This is a genomic window from Faecalispora sporosphaeroides DSM 1294, from assembly GCA_000383295.1.
GTDB lineage: Bacteria > Bacillota > Clostridia > Oscillospirales > Acutalibacteraceae > Faecalispora > Faecalispora sporosphaeroides.
The window spans coordinates 131,754-148,052 of record KB911066.1 but is presented as its reverse complement, the minus strand read 5'-3'; the positions used below and the strand labels follow the sequence as shown (position 1 = coordinate 148,052).

Here is a 16,299-nt window from a genome sequence, read left to right as displayed (position 1 = left end):
TATTGCACGAGTCAATACTCTATAAAAGGAAGTGGCAGAATGTTCCCAATTTTAAAAAAGCGAAGACTGAACGATACCATGACATTAATGGAGGTGGAAGCGCCGTTTATCGCAAAAAAAGCGAAGGCAGGGCAATTCATCATCCTGCGTGTCAATGAATTCGGTGAAAGAATTCCGCTGACAATTGCAGACTACGACCGCGAAGCGGGTACGATTACGATCATTTTCCAAAAGGTGGGAAAAACGACTCTGCTGCTTGACCAGTTGGAGGAAGGGGAAAAGATTCTGGATTTTATCGGGCCCCTCGGCACAGCCTCTCACCTGGAAGGATACAAAAAGGCCGCGGTGATCGGCGGCGGCGCGGGCTGCGCAATTGCGTACCCGCAGGCAAAGGCCCTGCATGAAATGGGCGCTCATGTCGATATGATCGCCGGCTTCCGCAGCCAGGATATCATCATTCTGGAGGAGGAAATGCGCGCGGCGAGCGACAATCTGTTCCTGATGACCGACGACGGCTCCAACGGCAACAAGGGCTTTGTCACCGACGCGTTAAAGGCGCAGATTGATGCCGGCGCCGATTATGATCTGGTGGTTGCGATCGGCCCGCTGCCCATGATGCGCGCGGTCAGCAATTTGACAAAGCCGTACGGCATTAAGACGATCATCAGCATGAACCCGATTATGATCGACGGCACCGGCATGTGCGGTGGCTGCCGCGTAACAGTAGGCGGCGAGACCAAATTCGCCTGTGTGGACGGTCCCGATTTCGACGGCCATCTGGTGGATTTCGACGAAGCGATCCTTCGCACCAGAACTTACAGGGAAGATGAAGCGAGAGCGACCCGCGAATACAACTGTCATCTGATGGAGGGCGCAAAAAATGGCTAATATGAATCCGAAAAAAACACCGATGCCGGAACAGGACCCGCTGGTGCGCAATCATAATTTTGAAGAGGTTACTCTGGGATACACCGACGAAATGGCGATGGAAGAAGCACAGCGCTGCCTGCAGTGTAAACATAAGCCCTGCGTGAGCGGATGTCCGGTCAATATCAGAATTCCCGAATTCATCCGTTGCATTACAGAGGGAGATTTGGAGAAGGCTTACCAAATCATTACCTCCACAAGCTCTCTGCCTGCGGTTTGCGGTCGTGTGTGCCCGCAGGAGACGCAGTGTGAAGCCAAGTGCGTGCGCGGTATTAAGCACGAGCCGGTCGGAATCGGCCGCCTGGAGCGTTATGTTGCGGACTGGTACATGAATCACCGCGAAAGAACGCCTGTGAAAACAGAGCGCAACGGACATAGGGTTGCCATTGTCGGCGCGGGCCCCGCAGGCCTTACCTGTGCCGGCGATCTGAACGCGATGGGCTATTCCGTCACCGTTTTCGAGGCTCTGCATACCGCGGGCGGCGTACTGATGTACGGCATTCCGCAGTTCCGTCTGCCGAAAGAAATTGTGCAGAAGGAAATCGATCTGCTCAAATCCAATGGAGTGACGATCGAAACCAATATGGTGATCGGCAAGGTTCTTTCTGTGGACGAGCTGTTCGAGATGGGCTTTGAGGCAGTCTTTATCGGCTCCGGCGCCGGGCTGCCGAGCTTTATGAATATTCCGGGAGAGAGCCTTGTCGGCGTGTATTCCGCCAACGAGTTTTTGACCCGCATCAATCTGATGAAGGCGTACAAGGAGGGGTACGATACCCCGATCATCCAGCCGAAGAACGTCGCCGTATGCGGCGGCGGAAATGTTGCAATGGACGCGGCCCGCAGCGCAAAGCGCCTGGGCGCCGAAAATGTATATATCGTATACCGCCGTGCAGAGGAGCAGATGCCTGCTCGCCGTGAGGAAATTCATCACGCCAAGGAGGAAGAGATCGATTTCCGCCTGCTGACGAATCCGGTTGCCATTCACGGTGACGAAAACGGCAGAGTGACCGAGATCGAGTGCATCCGCATGGAGCTCGGCGAGCCCGACGCGAGCGGCCGCCGCAAGCCGGTGGAGGTAGAAGGCTCGAACTTCCGCCTGCCGGTGGACTGCGTTGTCATGGCCATCGGCAATTCGCCGAATCCGCTGCTCCGAAAAACAACGGAGGGCCTTGAGGCAAACCGCCACGGCTGTCTGGTTGTCAACGAAGAAACACTGCAAACCACCCGCGAGGGCGTATTTGCAGGCGGAGACGCGGTAACCGGCGCTGCAACCGTTATTCTGGCGATGGGTGAGGGCAAGCGCGCCGCAAATTCCATCGACGAATACATCAAGAGTAAAAAGTAATTGAACCTGAACCGATCGGGAATCCGCCGCTTACAAAGCAGCGGATTCTTTTTTATCAAAAATAATATACAAAAGAATTCTTTTGTATATTACATTGCAGCATCAACCGAAAATGCCGCAGTCTGAAAATCTATCTGTTTGTGAGAGAAAAAGGTTCTGCGTTCTCTTTTGGTACTTGCTGTCATATAAATAGAGTTGACGGGAGGGATATCCAAATGAATCGTAAGTATAACAGAACAGACGGCAGGGAAGATGATAACATCAGATTGAATCGGGCAAATGATATTTACAGTGAATCCGATGATACCGGCAGCCGCTACGACAAAACGGACAGAATCGATGAGGACGGCTACGAGTATAACTACGATTACCATTACATAAAGCCCCAGGGATACGAGGAGGACGAAGAGGATTTCCAGCTGCAGCAGAAGAAAAAGCCGAAGAAGATGCTGATTTTTGTACAGATGCTGCTCTGTATCACCGTTTTGGTAACCGTCATGCTTTTGAAAATCACAGGCGGGAACGCCTACCAGAGCATTCGCGAATGGTACCTGAGCCACGCCGGGGATTCCATCATCGCGCAGGAATCCTTCAATGAATTTACCCGCACCTGGGTGCAGTTTTTCTCCGCTTCCCCGGCAGAGCAGGGGAAGCAGGCATCTTCTGTTTCGGAATCTTCCGAGCCGGAGTCCTCCGCACCAGCTTCTTCTGCTCCTTCATCCGCGCCGTCCTCCTCACTGCCGGATATTTCTTCCGCGGTTTCCGGGGTTGCCTATACCACCAGCGTTTCCTCCAAAACGCCGGTGTTTGTTTCTGTGTTTCTCGATACCCCGGTGAAAAATGGCGTGATCACCTCCGGCTTTGGCCCGAGAGACGGCGGCATTCATCTGGGCATCGATATTGCCGCTGACGCCGACAGCCGCATTGTGCCCGCAATGCCCGGCAAGGTGGTATTCAGCGGAGAGAATTCCTCCTACGGAAAATACCTTCTCATCGACCACGGCTCCAATATTGAAACGAGATACGCGCACTGCGAAAAGCTGCTGGTCCAAAAGGGGGATACCGTTACCTATTCCCAGCCCATCGCGCTGGTTGGCAGCACCGGAGATTCGACCGGCCCGCACGTACATTTTGAACTGATTCTGTCCGGCATCTGCTATGATCCGCAGCCGCTGTTGAAAAACAGGACGGTCTGATGCGCTTCACGGTTGGCGGCTGCCGGGTTACCGTGCAGTTCTGGTTTATGGCGCTGGTAACGCTGTCTCTGTTTTTAGACAGAAGCGGAATGGCCGGAATTGGGCTGGTCGCGGTGATTCTGCATGAAAGCGGGCATCTGCTGATGATGTCGCTCGTGGGCACTCCGCCGGAGCGACTCTCTATGAGTTTGTTTGGCCTCGAGATCTGCCAGAAAAGCGGCAGCTGCCGCAATTATCGTCAGGATGCCTGGATCGCCGCAGCGGGCCCTTTGGCAAGCCTGTTCTTTTTTGTGCTCTGCTGGATAGGGTATGAGCTGACGCGCTCGCTGTATCTGGTGAATCTGGCCGCGGCGAACCTGATGCTCGCGCTTTTAAACGGACTGCCGGTCGGCCCGCTGGACGGCGGCCAAACTCTGTATGCCCTGCTTTGCAGAAAATACCCGGCGGAAACCTGCGAAAAAATCGTTGAGATCGTTTCTTTCTTTGTGATTCTTCCGACTGCACTGGCCGGGTTTCTGGTTTTACTGGAGTCGCGCTATAATTTTTCTTTGCTGATTGTCAGCGGATACCTGATGCTGATGCTTCTGCTGAAAAAGGGAAGATATTTTTAACGGGCCGCCGAGGCGCCGTATCATTTGATTCACAAAATATTTAGAATATTGTTGCTTTTATCTAAGCGGGCATTGTGTTATAATAACCTCACGGTGTGGGCGAATGTATTTTATATCTGGATTTCGTATTTTTATAATCTCATATTGGAAATTTATGATATAATCATGATTGAAGTTATATTCTGTTTTTTAATGTCCGGTTTGTTCTGAAAAGCGATAAATCGGGAATGATAAAGGAAAACGGAGGTCTGCGGCCGGTTTGGGCAGTTTGCCAGGGCCCCGCTGATCGCCGGGTAGGGAGATGAGAGAAATGATAAAAACAGAGGAGTATCCTGTTACTGAGGGGATCCGTTTTCGCAGTATTCCGGATACCAGATTCAAAACTCTGCGTATTGCAGTCAATTTCATGTTGCCTTTGGAGAAAGAAACGGCGGCGGCACACGCGCTGCTTCCTTTTTTATTGAGTCGTGCAAGCCGGGAATATCCGGATTTTACACGCTTGAATGAGCGCCTCTCGGAGCTGTATGGCGCGGCGATTCACGCCGATGTGCGCAAGCTGGGAGAGGCCCAGGTGCTTTCCGTTGCGGTGGCCGGTCTTGCGGACCGCTACGCGCTGGAGGGAGAAAGCATTTCAGCAGAGCTTTCACATCTGCTGTGCAGCATCTTATTTGATCCGCCGCTTGTGGACGGGCTGTTCCCGGAGGACGGCTTTGAACAGGAAAAAAGACAGACGATCGAAATGATCGATTCTGATTTCAACGATAAACGCACCTTTGCGCGCCTGCGCTGCGAAGAGCTGATGTGTGACCGTGAAGCCTTCGGAATTAACCGCTATGGCAGCCGTGAGGACGTGACGGCCCTGCGGCGGGAAGAGATGACCAAGGTATGGGAGCGCGTGCTGCGCACCGCCCGCATTGAGATCATGGCGCTCGGCGACTGCGACCCGGTACCGATTTACGACAGCTTTTTGAACGCGTTCAAAAAGCTCGACCGCACTCCTGTGCCGGAGCTGCATACGGAAATCATCAAGGAAGTGGCAAAGCCGCGCGAATTTACCGATACAATGGAGGTTGCCCAGTCCAAACTGGTTCTGGGGCTCCGCGCCGGAGCCGCCGTTCCGCAGGACGCGGTGGCTTCCACCAAGCTGATGTCTGCGGTGCTCGGCGGCACACCCAGCTCCAAGCTGTTTTTAAACGTTCGCGAAAAGCTGAGCCTTTGCTACTACTGCGCCTCCCGCTATGACTGGAACAAGGGAATTGTTTTGATCGAAAGCGGCGTGGAGACGGAAAATATCGACCGGGCCAAGACGGAAATCCTCGGCCAGCTGGATGAAATCCGTGCCGGAAACGTGACGGAGGAGGAGCTCCTCGCGGCAAAGCTGAGTATCTGCAACAGCTACCGCACTGTGGGGGATTACCTGGGCGGCCTTGAGAACTGGTATGTTTCTCAGGCGTTCTGCGAAAAGATCCAGTCGCCGGAGGAAGCGGCCGAAGAAATCAGCTCCGTTACCATGGAGCAGGTGGTTCAGGCCGCAAACCGCGTGGTTCTGGATACGGTCTACCGCATGGTCGGAAAGGAGGAGGCAGCGGAATGAGAATGGAAAAAATCACGAACGAACGCGTACAGGACAGCTACTACAGCATCAAACACCCGAGCGGCCTGCGTATTTTTGTTTACCCGAAAGAGGGGAGCAACTCAACCTACGCCATCTTCGGTACCCGCTACGGCTCGGTGGACACCACCTTCCGGCGCTCCGATGAAAAGGAAATCTGCAAAGTTCCCGAGGGAATCGCACATTTTTTGGAGCACAAGCTGTTTGAGAGCGAGGACGGGGACGCTTTTGCGCGTTATGCAAAAACCGGAGCCTCCGCCAACGCGTATACCTCGTTCGACATGACCTGCTATTTATTCTCCTGCACCGAGAACGTGTATGAGTCCCTCGAAATCCTGCTGGACTTTGTGCAGTCCCCGTATTTTACGGAACAGACCGTGCAGAAGGAGCAGGGAATCATCGGCCAGGAAATCCGGATGTACGACGACGACCCGCAGTGGAGGGTTATGTTTAATCTGCTCAAGGCCCTGTATCACCACCACCCGGTGAAGATCGATATTGCCGGTACGGTGGAGAGCATTGCGGAAATTACGCCGGAGTATCTGTACCGCTGCTACCACACGTTTTATAATCTGAATAATATGGCTCTGTGCGTCGCTGGGAATATTGATCCCGAGCGCGTTTTGGAGCTGTGCGATAAAATGCTCAAACCCTCGGAGCAGATTGAGGTGGAGCGCATTTTTGAGGAAGAGCCTGCCGGTGTGGTGCAGGAGCGCGTGGAGCAGAAGCTTTCTGTTACGATTCCACTGTTCCAGCTTGGCTTTAAAGAGCCAGCGCGTCGCCGTACCGTTCAGGAGCTGGCGCAGACGGATGTTCTGCTGGAGCTCCTTGCTTCCGACGCGTCTCCGCTGTACCGCCGCCTGCTGGATCAGAATCTGATCAACACCGCCTCCTTCGGCAGCGAATACTTTGAGGGGCCGGGTTATGCCGCCGTGATCTTTTCCGGAGAATCGAAAGATCCGGACGCCGTCGCGAAAGAAATCCGGGGCGAAGTCGAGCGTCTGCGCAGGGAAGGAATTCCCGCCGAGGCCTTTGAAAGAGCCAGAAAAGCAGTGTACGGGCGCAACGTAGCTGCGCTCAACAGCGCCGAGGCCATTGCGAACGCCATGATTTCCCTGACGTTTGCAGAGCGCGAGCTGTTCTCTTATATCGACGCGCTGGCTGCCGTTCAGCTTCCGGATGTTCAGAAACGGTTGGAAGAACAGCTCCTCACGGAAAATTCCGCTCTATCGGTGGTTTTCCCTATCAAATAATTGGAGGCAACCTTTCATGTACCAGGTTCATACCGTCGAGTTCCCTAAAATGGGACTCGACTTCAACATAAACCCAACCGCCTTTTCGATCGGCAGCTTTACGATTCAGTGGTATGGCGTCATTATTGCAATGGGATTTTTACTGGCCTTTTTGTATCTGATGTTCAGCTGCAAAAAGTTCAACGTTGACCAGGACAGGCTGATCGACGCCGTGATCGTCGGTATGATCGGCGGAATCATCGGCGCCAGACTGTACTACGTTATCTTTTATCCCGGCGACCAATACGTGAAGGATCCTCTCAGCATTCTGTATATTTGGAACGGCGGTCTTGGCATTTACGGCGGGATCATCGGCGGGCTGCTCTGCGGCGCGCTGATGGCAAAGCTGCGCGGCCTGAAAATCGCCGCCGTTCTCGATCTGGCGGCCCTCGGCTTTTTGATTGGACAAACCGTAGGCCGTTGGGGCAACTATGTGAATCAGGAGGCTTTCGGCACTGCGACCGATCTGCCCTGGGGCATGATCAGTGACCGCACGCGCCTGGTTGTCGAGGGCCCGGTTCACCCCTGCTTTTTGTATGAATCTCTGTGGTGCCTTGTAGGCTTTGGCCTTCTGCACCTGTTTGCCACCAGGCTGCGCAGATACGACGGGCAGGTTTTTCTGCTGTACCTGATGTGGTACGGCCTTGGCCGCTTCTGGATTGAAGGACTGCGTACCGACAGCCTGATCGCACCGATTCTGAACCTTCGGGTTTCTCAGCTTCTGGCCGCTGTCACCGTTCTGGTTTCGCTGGCATTTCTGGCGTTTTTCCGCAACAAAACCAGCCTGACCGGCATTGGGTCGCCCAAGGTGATGGCCCTCAACGGGATTGTCTTTGCTGCGGCGGGGAGTGCGGATGATGATGGGAAAAGCACCATTTTCGGCGATATCACGCCCAAGCCCGAATTAGGGGAATCGGAAGAAGAAAAAACGGAAGAAATTCTATCTGAAGAAACACAACCGCAGGCATCCGCAGAGGACGCGGCAAAAGAAACCGGTTTTGATGAAGCCGCACCGCAGCAAGCCGATCAAGCGGCAGAGAATCTAACGGAAGAGACTCCCGCACAGGAGTCCGCCGATACACATGAAGAATAAACCGAGCCTCAAATTGGTGGGGAAGCGGAAATAAGGGGAAAATACGGGAGGCTTTTATGGCTCAATTGATTGATGGAAAGGCGATTGCTGCCGCAGTGCGCAAACGCATCGCGCAGGAGATCCAGTCACTGCAGGAAGAACAGGGAATTACCCCCGGCCTGGCCGTTGTTTTGGCAGGGGATGATTCCGCGTCCGAAGTGTATGTCAAAAACAAAGGGAAGGCCTGCGAGGAGGTCGGCATTGACTTTAAATTACACCGGCTATCAGCCTCTGCCACACAGCAGGAGCTGGAAGAAACGATTGATTCCCTGAACGACCGGGAGGACATCGACGGCATCCTGCTGCAGCTTCCGCTGCCGGGCCATTTGAATCCAAACCGGTTCGTCGGCCGGATTCGTCCCGATAAGGATGTGGACGCGTTCCACCCGAAAAATATTGGGCATATCATGCGCGGAGATTTTGTTTTTCTTCCCTGCACTCCTGCAGGGATTATGGAGCTGCTGCGCGTATCCGGAATTGATCCGGCGGGGCGGCGCTGTGTTGTGGTGGGCCGCAGCAATATTGTGGGCAAGCCGATGGCGATGCAGCTGCTGCATGCGGACGCCACCGTTACCATTTGCCACAGCAAAACGCAAAATTTGGCACAGGTCTGCCGCGAGGCGGATATTCTGGTTAGCGCCGCGGGGCAGGCCGGCCTGATTACCGGCGACATGGTTCGCCCCGGCGCTGTCGTCATCGACGTTGGAATGAACCGCAACGAAGAGGGCAGGCTGTGCGGCGACGTGGATTTTGCTTCGGTGGAGCCGGTTGCGTCTTACATCACTCCGGTACCCGGCGGCGTTGGCCCGATGACGGTCGCCATGCTGCTGCAAAACACGCTGGAGGCAGCCAAACGGCACGGCGGAATCACCGGATGATGCCTTCATTACAATGAACAGAGGTTTCTTGGATGGAAAAAATATTAGATTGCATCGAATCCCCAAGGGATCTGCGATCCTTGACAATGGATGAACTGAACATACTGTGCAGAGAAATCCGGCAGGAGATCATCCGTACTGTGGCAAAAAACGGCGGGCATCTGGCATCCAATCTGGGCGTTGTGGAGCTTACCGTTGCTCTGCACTATGTATTTGATGTTCCGTTTGACAATATCGTGTGGGATGTTGGGCATCAGTCTTACACCCACAAAATCCTGACCGGGCGCAGAAAGCAGCTGTGTACCATCCGCACTCAGGGCGGGCTTTCGGGCTACCCAAACCCCAAAGAGAGCGACTGCGACCCGTTTCATTCGGGCCACAGCAGCACCTCCATTTCGGTCGCTTTGGGGCTGGCCAATGCAAAAAATCTACACCATGACCCCGGCCGCGTGGTTGCGGTGATCGGCGACGGCGCCCTGACCGGCGGCCTTGCTTATGAGGGGCTGAACAACGCGGGACGCTTCCCGAAAAACTTTATCGTCATTCTCAACGACAACAAAATGTCGATTTCAAAAAACGTTGGCTCCATTGCCCGGTATCTGGCGCATATCCGCACGAAGCCGGGGTACCTGAAGGCAAAGGGAACCGTGGAGGGAATCCTCGATCACCTGCCGGTGCTCGGCGAGCCAATCAGCAATGTTCTGCAAAAATCCAAAACTCTGCTCAAGCAGGCGCTTTATAAGGGTACTTTGTTTGAAGATATGGGCTTTGCCTATTACGGCCCGTATGACGGGCATGACGTGGAGCAGATGATCTCCGTGCTGCAAAGCGCAAAAGAGATCAATCGGCCCGTTCTGCTGCACGTCATTACCGCAAAGGGAAAGGGCTACACCTTTGCGGAGAAAAATCCGGATGCGTTCCACGGCGTTTCCTGCTTCGACATCAAAACGGGGGAGTCCCAGGCTTCCGGTGAGAATTTCTCCAAGGTATTCGGCAGAACCCTTTGCGGCATGGCCAAAAAGGACGACCGCATCTGTGCGATTACGGCCGCCATGGAAAGCGGAACCGGCCTTGTCGGCTTCCACAAGGCGTTTCCGAATCGCTTTTTTGACGTTGGAATCGCGGAGGAGCACGCCGTCACCTTTGCCGGCGGGCTTGCCGCCGGCGGAATGCTGCCGGTGTTTGCCGTGTACTCCAGCTTTTTGCAGCGCGGCATCGATCAGGTGATTCACGACGCGGCCCTGCAAAACCTGAAGGTAACGCTCGCGGTCGACCGCGCCGGAGTGGTGGGCGAGGACGGCGAAACCCATCAGGGCTTGTTCGACGTTTCCCTGCTCAGCGCCATCCCGAACACGACCATTTTTTCCCCGGCCTATCATGGGGAGCTGGAGCTTCTGCTGCATCAGGCCGTTTACGAGTGTCCCGGGGTCACGGCGGTGCGCTATCCCCGTGGGGGCCAGCTGTACCAGCCGAAGGATTTTACAATTACGGGCAACTCCTTCGACGAATACGGCGATCCCGAAGCACCTGTGGCGCTGGTTACCTACGGCAGAATTTTTTCCATGGCCTGCCTTGCGGCAAAAAAGCTGCAAAAGGAAGGCGTTTCGGTTCGGATCATCAAGCTCAACCGGATCCACCCGGTGGATCCGCAGGCGCTCAACGCCTGCATGAGCGCCCGCCACATCTTCTTTTTTGAGGAGGGCATCCGGCAAGGCGGAGTGGGTGAGCATTTTCTGTACCTGATGTACCGGCAGAATTATGCGGGAAAAACGACCCTGCAGGCGGTGGAAAACCGCTTTGTCAAGCAGGCTACCATGCGCCAGTCTTTGGCAGAGCTGGAGCTTGACAGCGAAGGCATGAAACACAGGATTCAAACGGAGTATTTAAAGTGACGGAGAAAAAAAGACTCGACACCCTTGTATTTGAAAAGGGCTTTGCTGAAAGCCGCGAAAAGGCGAAAACCCTGATTATGCTGGGGAACGTTTATGTGGATAACCAGAAATCGGACAAACCGGGAACCATGCTCCCCGCCGCTGCGGCCATAGAGGTGCGCGGGCAGGGGCTGCGGTATGTCAGCCGCGGCGGCCTCAAGCTGGAAAAGGCGATCGGCCTGTACGCGCTCGATCTTTCCGGCCTTACCTGTATGGACATTGGCGCGTCTACCGGCGGCTTTACCGACTGCATGCTGCAAAACGGCGCAGAAAAGGTGTATTCGGTAGATGTCGGCTACGGCCAGCTCGCATGGAAGCTGCGCACAGACCCCCGGGTTGTAAACCTGGAGCGAACGAATGTGCGTTACTTAACCTCGGAGCAGGTGCCGGATCCCATCGATTTTTTCAGTGTGGACGTGTCCTTTATCTCTCTGACGCTGGTGCTGCCGGTGGCAAGAACCTTTCTTTCCGACCATGCGAGGGCGCTCTGCCTGATTAAGCCGCAGTTTGAAGCCGGCCGGGAAAAAGTTGGGAAAAAGGGCGTGGTTCGCGACCCGGCGGTTCACGAACAGGTGATTGTAAAAATTCGAGATTTCGTCCTCGCGCACGGGTTTTCCGTGCTGGGGCTTACCTTCTCGCCGGTCAAGGGGCCGGAGGGAAATATTGAGTATTTGATCTATTTGCAGAAATCGGAGCGCCCGGAGGATGTCAGCGGACAATCCGTGTCGGATTTGGTGGAGCGATCCCACATCGAGCTAAACGGCGGTGATACACATTGATTGCAGCGGTCATTCCCAACCTGACAAAAACAAATGCGGAACAGGTGACGCAGGAGCTTATGAAAGAGCTGCGCCGTCTGGGAATCCACGTTTGTATGAACGCGGCTCTTTCCCCCAGCTTTCCGTATCGCGATATTGAATTTTTTGAGGATTTTTCTGGCATGATAGCTGCGTGCGATATTGTGATCGCCGTAGGCGGCGACGGCACGATCATCCACGCGGCCAAGCACGCCGCTCTGGCCGACAAGCCGATTTTGGGCGTGAACGCCGGCAGGCTCGGGTTTGTGGCCGGTCTGGAGCCGAACCAGCTGCACCGCCTGCATCAGCTGCTGGATGGTACCTATAAGGTCGAGCGCCGCCTGATGCTCGAGGCCTCTCTAAAAAGCGAGCAGTATCAAAATGTGTATTACGCGCTGAACGAAGGGGTTATCTCCCGCGGCTCTCAAAGCAGAATCCTCGATTTTCAGGTTTCTTATAACAACAACAATCTTTGTCACTACCGTGCGGACGGTCTGATCGTTGCAACGCCGACCGGCTCTACGGCGTATTCTCTTTCCGCAGGCGGCCCGGTGATCGAACCGGCCATGCGCTGCCTGCTGCTGACCCCGATTTGCCCGCATTCTCTGCTGACGCGCTCGGTCGTGTTCGGTGAGGACACCACCTTGCACATCACTGCGGTTCCGAACGGGCAAAGCGAAATCTTTTTGACTCTCGACGGAGAAACAACGATCCCCGTAACAGAGAACGAATGCGTGCGCTTTCAAAAGTCTGCCCGGTCAGTCAGCCTGATCGACCTGAAATATCAAACCTTTTACGAAGTAGTGAATGAAAAACTTTCAGAACGGAGAGCGTGACATGAAAACAAGACGTCATACGAAAATTCTGGAGCTGATCAGCGAACATCAAATCGATACGCAGGAGGAACTCCTGCGCCGGCTGAAAGAATCCGGATTCGATGTAACGCAGGCCACGGTATCCAGAGACATCAAAGAGCTTCGCCTTGTTAAGATTCTGTCTGCGGACGGAAAGTACCGTTATGCAAACAGTCAGGAGCCGTCCCGGGATATTTCCGGAAAATTCTATTCGCTGTTTGAAGATTCCGCCGTGGAGGTGGACAACGCCATGAACCTTGTGGTCGTCAAGTGCCTGACGGGAATGGCCAACGCCGTTTGCGCCGCAATGGACAGCCTTCGCTGGGAAAAGGTGGTGGGCACCGTGGCCGGCGACGACACCGTGCTCATTGTGTGCAAAACGCCGGAAACGGCGTTTGAGCTGACAGAGGAACTGAAAAAACTGATTGTTGGCAGGTGACAACAGATGCTCTCGCAGCTGTATATCGAAAATGTGGCTGTTATTGAAAAATGCGGGCTGAATTTTGACGCCGGCTTTAATGTGCTGACCGGAGAAACCGGCGCGGGCAAATCCATCCTGATCGACTCGATCGGCGCGATTCTGGGCGAGCGAACCTCACGCGAGCTGATCCGCACCGGAGCCTCCTCCGCTTTTGTCAGCGCCGTGTTCTCCTCGCCGAACGGCCATGTTCTGCAAAAGCTCACGGAGCTCGGCTATTCCGCTGATGAGGAGGGCAACGTCCTGATTCAAAGAGAAATCAGCCAGACGGGAAAAAACACCTGCCGCATCAACAGCCGGCCGGCCACGGTATCCGTATTAAAGGAGATCGCCCCGTTCCTTGTTAATACCCACGGGCAGCATGAAAGCTACCAGCTGCTTTCACCGGATCTGCATATTCGGTACATAGACCGTGTGGGCGAGCTTCTGCCTTTGCTTGGCGAATATCAGCACGCTTACCGGAATATGTGCCGGATCCGCGACGAGCTGCAGGCGTTTGATCTGGATGAATCGCAGAAGGAGCGCCGCATGGATCTGCTCAAATACCAGATTCAGGAGCTGGAAGAAGCCGCGCTGCGCCCCGGCGAACAGGAACAGCTGACGGAAAAACGCACACTGTACCGCAACAGCGAGCGTTTGGCGCAGCAGTTCCAGCTGGCGCGTACCTTGCTCGACGGGGAAGAAGAGGGCGGCGTTTTGTCCGCCATGGCGCAGATCGGCTCTGCTTTGCTCGACGCGAAGCGCTATCTCCCGTCGGTCGAGTCATTGTCCGACCGTTTTCAGACTCTGGAATACGAGCTGCAGGACTGCAGTGCGGAACTAAGCCGCGCCGCGGAGCTTTTGGACTATGATCCCGCAGAGCTGGAGCGGATGGAGGATCGGCTCGATTTTCTGTACCGGCTCAGCCTGAAATACGGCGAAACGGAAGAGGAGATGCTGGACTATCTCGAAAACTGCCGCGCCGAGCTGCAGAACATCGAGCTTTCTGACGAGCGCCTTGCCAGGTTGAACGAGCAGTACGAAAGCGCCAAGGAGGAGGCGATCCGCCTTGCGAAACTCCTTTCCGCACAGCGGAAAAAGGCAGCGTCCAGATTCATCGAGAGCGTAAAAAAAGAACTGCAGTTTTTGAATATGCCCGGAGTGTCCTTTGAGGTGGAGCAGGAGCGCTGCCCTTTAAACGCGACCGGCTGCGACAAAATTCAGTTCCTGCTTTCCACCAATCCGGGGGAGCCGCCGAAGCCGGTGGCGAAAATCGCGTCCGGCGGTGAGCTTTCGCGCATTATGCTGGCGATTAAATCCGTTCTGGCGGGGAAAGATGAAGTGGACACCCTGATTTTTGACGAGGTGGACACGGGCATCAGCGGCAGCGCCGCGCAAAAGGTGGGACTCAAGCTGCGTCAGGCCGCCGGGGGGCATCAGGTGATTTGTGTGACTCACCTGGCGCAGATCGCCGCGCTGGCCCAAAACCATCTGCTGATTCAAAAGAAGCAGCAGCAGGACCGCACCTTCACGGAGATTATCCCGCTCGACGCAGAGGGCCGCGCCAAGGAGCTGGCGCGCATTATGGGCGGGTTCCCCGTTACGGAGCTGATGCTGGAAAACGCCCGCGAAATGCTTCGGCTCGCGGAGCAGGCCCCGGGAAAGGCCGGGGCTTGACAAGGCAAAAAACATTCGTTATAATGCAAATCAATGGCGAAGAAGGAAATAAGTACGGGAAAGCGGCCGGCACAGAGAACCTGCGGTTGGTGCAAGCAGGGGCGGAAGCTTCCCGGAAATACATTCCGGAGCCGTCGGGCTGAGAAAGCGGCAGATTGCCGGATTTAGGCCCGTCCGGGTGCGCCCGTTAGCGCGTTTGGGTAATTTTTTACCCGTGAGGCCGCCGCCGTGAGGCTGCGGTAAACTGAGGTGGTACCGCGGAATTTCCGCCCTCTGCAGGAGAAAAACGCAGGGGGCTTTTTATTTTTCCCCTTGCAGACTGAATTGGAGGAAATGAAACATGGGAGTATTTGATGAACTGAAAGCAAGGGGCATGATCGCCCAAATCACAAATGAGGAAAAGGTAAAGCAGCTGCTCAATGAGGACAAGATCACTTTTTACATCGGCTTTGACCCGACGGCGGACAGCCTGCATGTGGGGCACTTTGTCCAGATTATGGTTATGGCGCATATGCAGAAGGCGGGCCACACGCCGATCGCGCTGTTCGGCGGCGGCACCGGGATGGTCGGCGACCCCTCTGGAAAGAGCGACATGCGCAAAATGCTGACGAAAGAGGATATCGACTACAATATCGCGTGCTTTCAAAAGCAGATGTCGCGCCTGATCGACTTTTCCGGCGGAAAGGCGATCATGGCAAACAACGGCGACTGGCTGCTGAACCTGAATTATATTGATTTTTTACGCAAGGTCGGCGTGCATTTTTCCGTCAACCGCATGCTCACCTTTGAATGCTATAAGCAGCGTTTGGAACGCGGGCTCTCCTTCTTTGAGCTGAACTATATGATCATGCAGAGCTACGATTTTCTCGAGCTCAACGAGCGCTACAACTGCGTGCTGGAAATGGGCGGCGATGACCAGTGGAGCAATATCATCGGCGGCGTGGAGCTGATCCGCCGCATGAAGAGCAAAGAAGCCTACGGCATGACCTTTACACTGCTCACCACCAGCGAGGGCAAAAAGATGGGAAAAACGGAGAAGGGCGCCGTGTGGCTCGACCCCGAAAAAACCTCTCCGTTCGATTTCTACCAGTACTGGCGCAATGTGGATGACGCCGACGTAATCCGCTGCATGAAGCTGCTGACCTTCCTGCCGCTCTCTAAAATTGCGGAGTATGAGGCGATGACCGGCAGTGAGCTGAATCAGGCAAAAGAGGTTCTGGCCTTTGAGGTGACAAGGCTGATCCACGGGGAAGAGGAGGCCGCAAAAGCGCAGGAGGCCGCGCGCGCGCTGTTCGGCGGCAGAAATTCCGACAATATGCCCAGCACGGAGCTCTCCGCTTCTGATTTAACAGACGGCACGATCGGCATTCTGGAAGTAATGAGCAAGGCGGGGCTGATTCCCTCCAAGGGCGAGGGCCGCAGGCTGATTCAGCAGGGCGGCGTTTCGGTGGACGACCGGAAAATCACCGCAGTTGAGCATGTGCTGACGGCGGCCGATTTTGAAAAGGGCTTTGTGATCATCAAAAAGGGGAAAAAGGTATTTCACAAGGTAATTCTCCAAAAATAAAGGCATATCGCTTTTCAGATTGA

The 16,299-nt window shown here is 54.8% G+C and carries 14 protein-coding genes and 1 other annotated feature; all 14 genes read left to right on the top strand.

The window, feature by feature from the left end:
• Nucleotides 1–39 precede the first annotated feature (39 nt).
• The 14 genes from G340_RS0100795 to tyrS all read left to right on the top strand — a co-directional run bounded on the left by G340_RS0100795 (nt 40) and on the right by tyrS (nt 16,276).
• Nucleotides 40–888 carry a sulfide/dihydroorotate dehydrogenase-like FAD/NAD-binding protein gene (locus G340_RS0100795; protein WP_020071748.1) on the top strand — a complete coding sequence of 283 codons (849 nt, stop codon included), beginning with the start codon at nt 40–42 and terminating at the stop codon, nt 886–888.
• The gene (gene gltA, locus G340_RS0100790; protein ID WP_020071747.1) at nt 881–2,272 is read left to right on the top strand and encodes an NADPH-dependent glutamate synthase; all 1,392 of its coding nucleotides are present in this window, start codon (nt 881–883) and stop codon (nt 2,270–2,272) included. The genes G340_RS0100795 and gltA overlap by 8 nt, the downstream gene beginning before the upstream one ends.
• 215 nt (nt 2,273–2,487) lie before the next feature.
• On the top strand, nt 2,488–3,468 hold the full coding sequence (locus tag G340_RS0100785) for a M23 family metallopeptidase (RefSeq protein ID WP_020071745.1): 981 nt from the start codon (nt 2,488–2,490) through the stop codon (nt 3,466–3,468).
• Nucleotides 3,468–4,079 carry a zinc metalloprotease gene (locus G340_RS0100780; RefSeq protein WP_020071744.1) on the top strand — a complete coding sequence of 204 codons (612 nt, stop codon included), beginning with the start codon at nt 3,468–3,470 and terminating at the stop codon, nt 4,077–4,079. Before G340_RS0100785 ends, G340_RS0100780 begins: the two co-directional genes overlap by 1 nt.
• A gap of 301 nt (nt 4,080–4,380) precedes the next feature.
• Nucleotides 4,381–5,673 carry an EF-P 5-aminopentanol modification-associated protein YfmF gene (gene yfmF / locus G340_RS0100775; RefSeq protein ID WP_407635348.1) on the top strand — a complete coding sequence of 431 codons (1,293 nt, stop codon included), beginning with the start codon at nt 4,381–4,383 and terminating at the stop codon, nt 5,671–5,673.
• Nucleotides 5,670–6,944 carry an EF-P 5-aminopentanol modification-associated protein YfmH gene (gene yfmH, locus G340_RS0100770; protein ID WP_020071742.1) on the top strand — a complete coding sequence of 425 codons (1,275 nt, stop codon included), beginning with the start codon at nt 5,670–5,672 and terminating at the stop codon, nt 6,942–6,944. The genes yfmF and yfmH overlap by 4 nt, the downstream gene beginning before the upstream one ends.
• A gap of 16 nt (nt 6,945–6,960) precedes the next feature.
• A complete protein-coding gene (gene lgt, locus G340_RS0100765; protein ID WP_020071741.1) occupies nt 6,961–8,076 on the top strand; it encodes a prolipoprotein diacylglyceryl transferase in 1,116 nt (371 codons plus the stop codon).
• Nucleotides 8,077–8,132: 56 nt separating this feature from the next.
• Nucleotides 8,133–8,993, top strand: a complete 861-nt coding sequence (folD, locus tag G340_RS0100760) for a bifunctional methylenetetrahydrofolate dehydrogenase/methenyltetrahydrofolate cyclohydrolase FolD (RefSeq protein ID WP_020071740.1) — start codon at nt 8,133–8,135, stop codon at nt 8,991–8,993.
• Nucleotides 8,994–9,025: 32 nt separating this feature from the next.
• Nucleotides 9,026–10,885 carry a 1-deoxy-D-xylulose-5-phosphate synthase gene (gene dxs, locus G340_RS0100755; protein ID WP_033402118.1) on the top strand — a complete coding sequence of 620 codons (1,860 nt, stop codon included), beginning with the start codon at nt 9,026–9,028 and terminating at the stop codon, nt 10,883–10,885.
• The gene (locus G340_RS0100750) at nt 10,882–11,703 is read left to right on the top strand and encodes a TlyA family RNA methyltransferase (protein WP_020071738.1); all 822 of its coding nucleotides are present in this window, start codon (nt 10,882–10,884) and stop codon (nt 11,701–11,703) included. Before dxs ends, G340_RS0100750 begins: the two co-directional genes overlap by 4 nt.
• On the top strand, nt 11,700–12,557 hold the full coding sequence (locus tag G340_RS0100745; protein ID WP_020071737.1) for an NAD(+)/NADH kinase: 858 nt from the start codon (nt 11,700–11,702) through the stop codon (nt 12,555–12,557). Before G340_RS0100750 ends, G340_RS0100745 begins: the two co-directional genes overlap by 4 nt.
• A 1-nt stretch (nt 12,558) precedes the next feature.
• Nucleotides 12,559–13,014, top strand: a complete 456-nt coding sequence (locus G340_RS0100740) for an arginine repressor (RefSeq protein ID WP_020071736.1) — start codon at nt 12,559–12,561, stop codon at nt 13,012–13,014.
• Between the two features lie 6 nt (nt 13,015–13,020).
• Nucleotides 13,021–14,709, top strand: a complete 1,689-nt coding sequence (gene recN / locus G340_RS0100735; protein WP_020071735.1) for a DNA repair protein RecN — start codon at nt 13,021–13,023, stop codon at nt 14,707–14,709.
• Nucleotides 14,710–14,739: 30 nt separating this feature from the next.
• Nucleotides 14,740–14,986: a binding site (T-box leader), on the top strand.
• A gap of 63 nt (nt 14,987–15,049) precedes the next feature.
• Complete coding sequence (tyrS, locus tag G340_RS0100725; RefSeq protein ID WP_020071733.1) at nt 15,050–16,276, top strand: tyrosine--tRNA ligase; 1,227 nt, start codon at nt 15,050–15,052, stop codon at nt 16,274–16,276.
• The last annotated feature ends 23 nt before the right edge of the window (nt 16,277–16,299 follow it).

What these genes read in the sequence shown, in the direction of transcription:
- G340_RS0100795 (WP_020071748.1), top strand. Translation starts at nt 40, where the DNA reads ATGTTCCCAATTTTAAAAAAGCGAAGACTGAACGATACCATGACATTA.
- folD (WP_020071740.1), top strand. Translation starts at nt 8,133, where the DNA reads ATGGCTCAATTGATTGATGGAAAGGCGATTGCTGCCGCAGTGCGCAAA.
- yfmF (WP_407635348.1), top strand. Translation starts at nt 4,381, where the DNA reads ATGAGAGAAATGATAAAAACAGAGGAGTATCCTGTTACTGAGGGGATC.
- yfmH (WP_020071742.1), top strand. Translation starts at nt 5,670, where the DNA reads ATGAGAATGGAAAAAATCACGAACGAACGCGTACAGGACAGCTACTAC.
- G340_RS0100740 (WP_020071736.1), top strand. Translation starts at nt 12,559, where the DNA reads ATGAAAACAAGACGTCATACGAAAATTCTGGAGCTGATCAGCGAACAT.
- G340_RS0100780 (WP_020071744.1), top strand. Translation starts at nt 3,468, where the DNA reads ATGCGCTTCACGGTTGGCGGCTGCCGGGTTACCGTGCAGTTCTGGTTT.
- gltA (WP_020071747.1), top strand. Translation starts at nt 881, where the DNA reads ATGGCTAATATGAATCCGAAAAAAACACCGATGCCGGAACAGGACCCG.
- dxs (WP_033402118.1), top strand. Translation starts at nt 9,026, where the DNA reads ATGGAAAAAATATTAGATTGCATCGAATCCCCAAGGGATCTGCGATCC.
- recN (WP_020071735.1), top strand. Translation starts at nt 13,021, where the DNA reads ATGCTCTCGCAGCTGTATATCGAAAATGTGGCTGTTATTGAAAAATGC.
- tyrS (WP_020071733.1), top strand. Translation starts at nt 15,050, where the DNA reads ATGGGAGTATTTGATGAACTGAAAGCAAGGGGCATGATCGCCCAAATC.
- G340_RS0100785 (WP_020071745.1), top strand. Translation starts at nt 2,488, where the DNA reads ATGAATCGTAAGTATAACAGAACAGACGGCAGGGAAGATGATAACATC.
- lgt (WP_020071741.1), top strand. Translation starts at nt 6,961, where the DNA reads ATGTACCAGGTTCATACCGTCGAGTTCCCTAAAATGGGACTCGACTTC.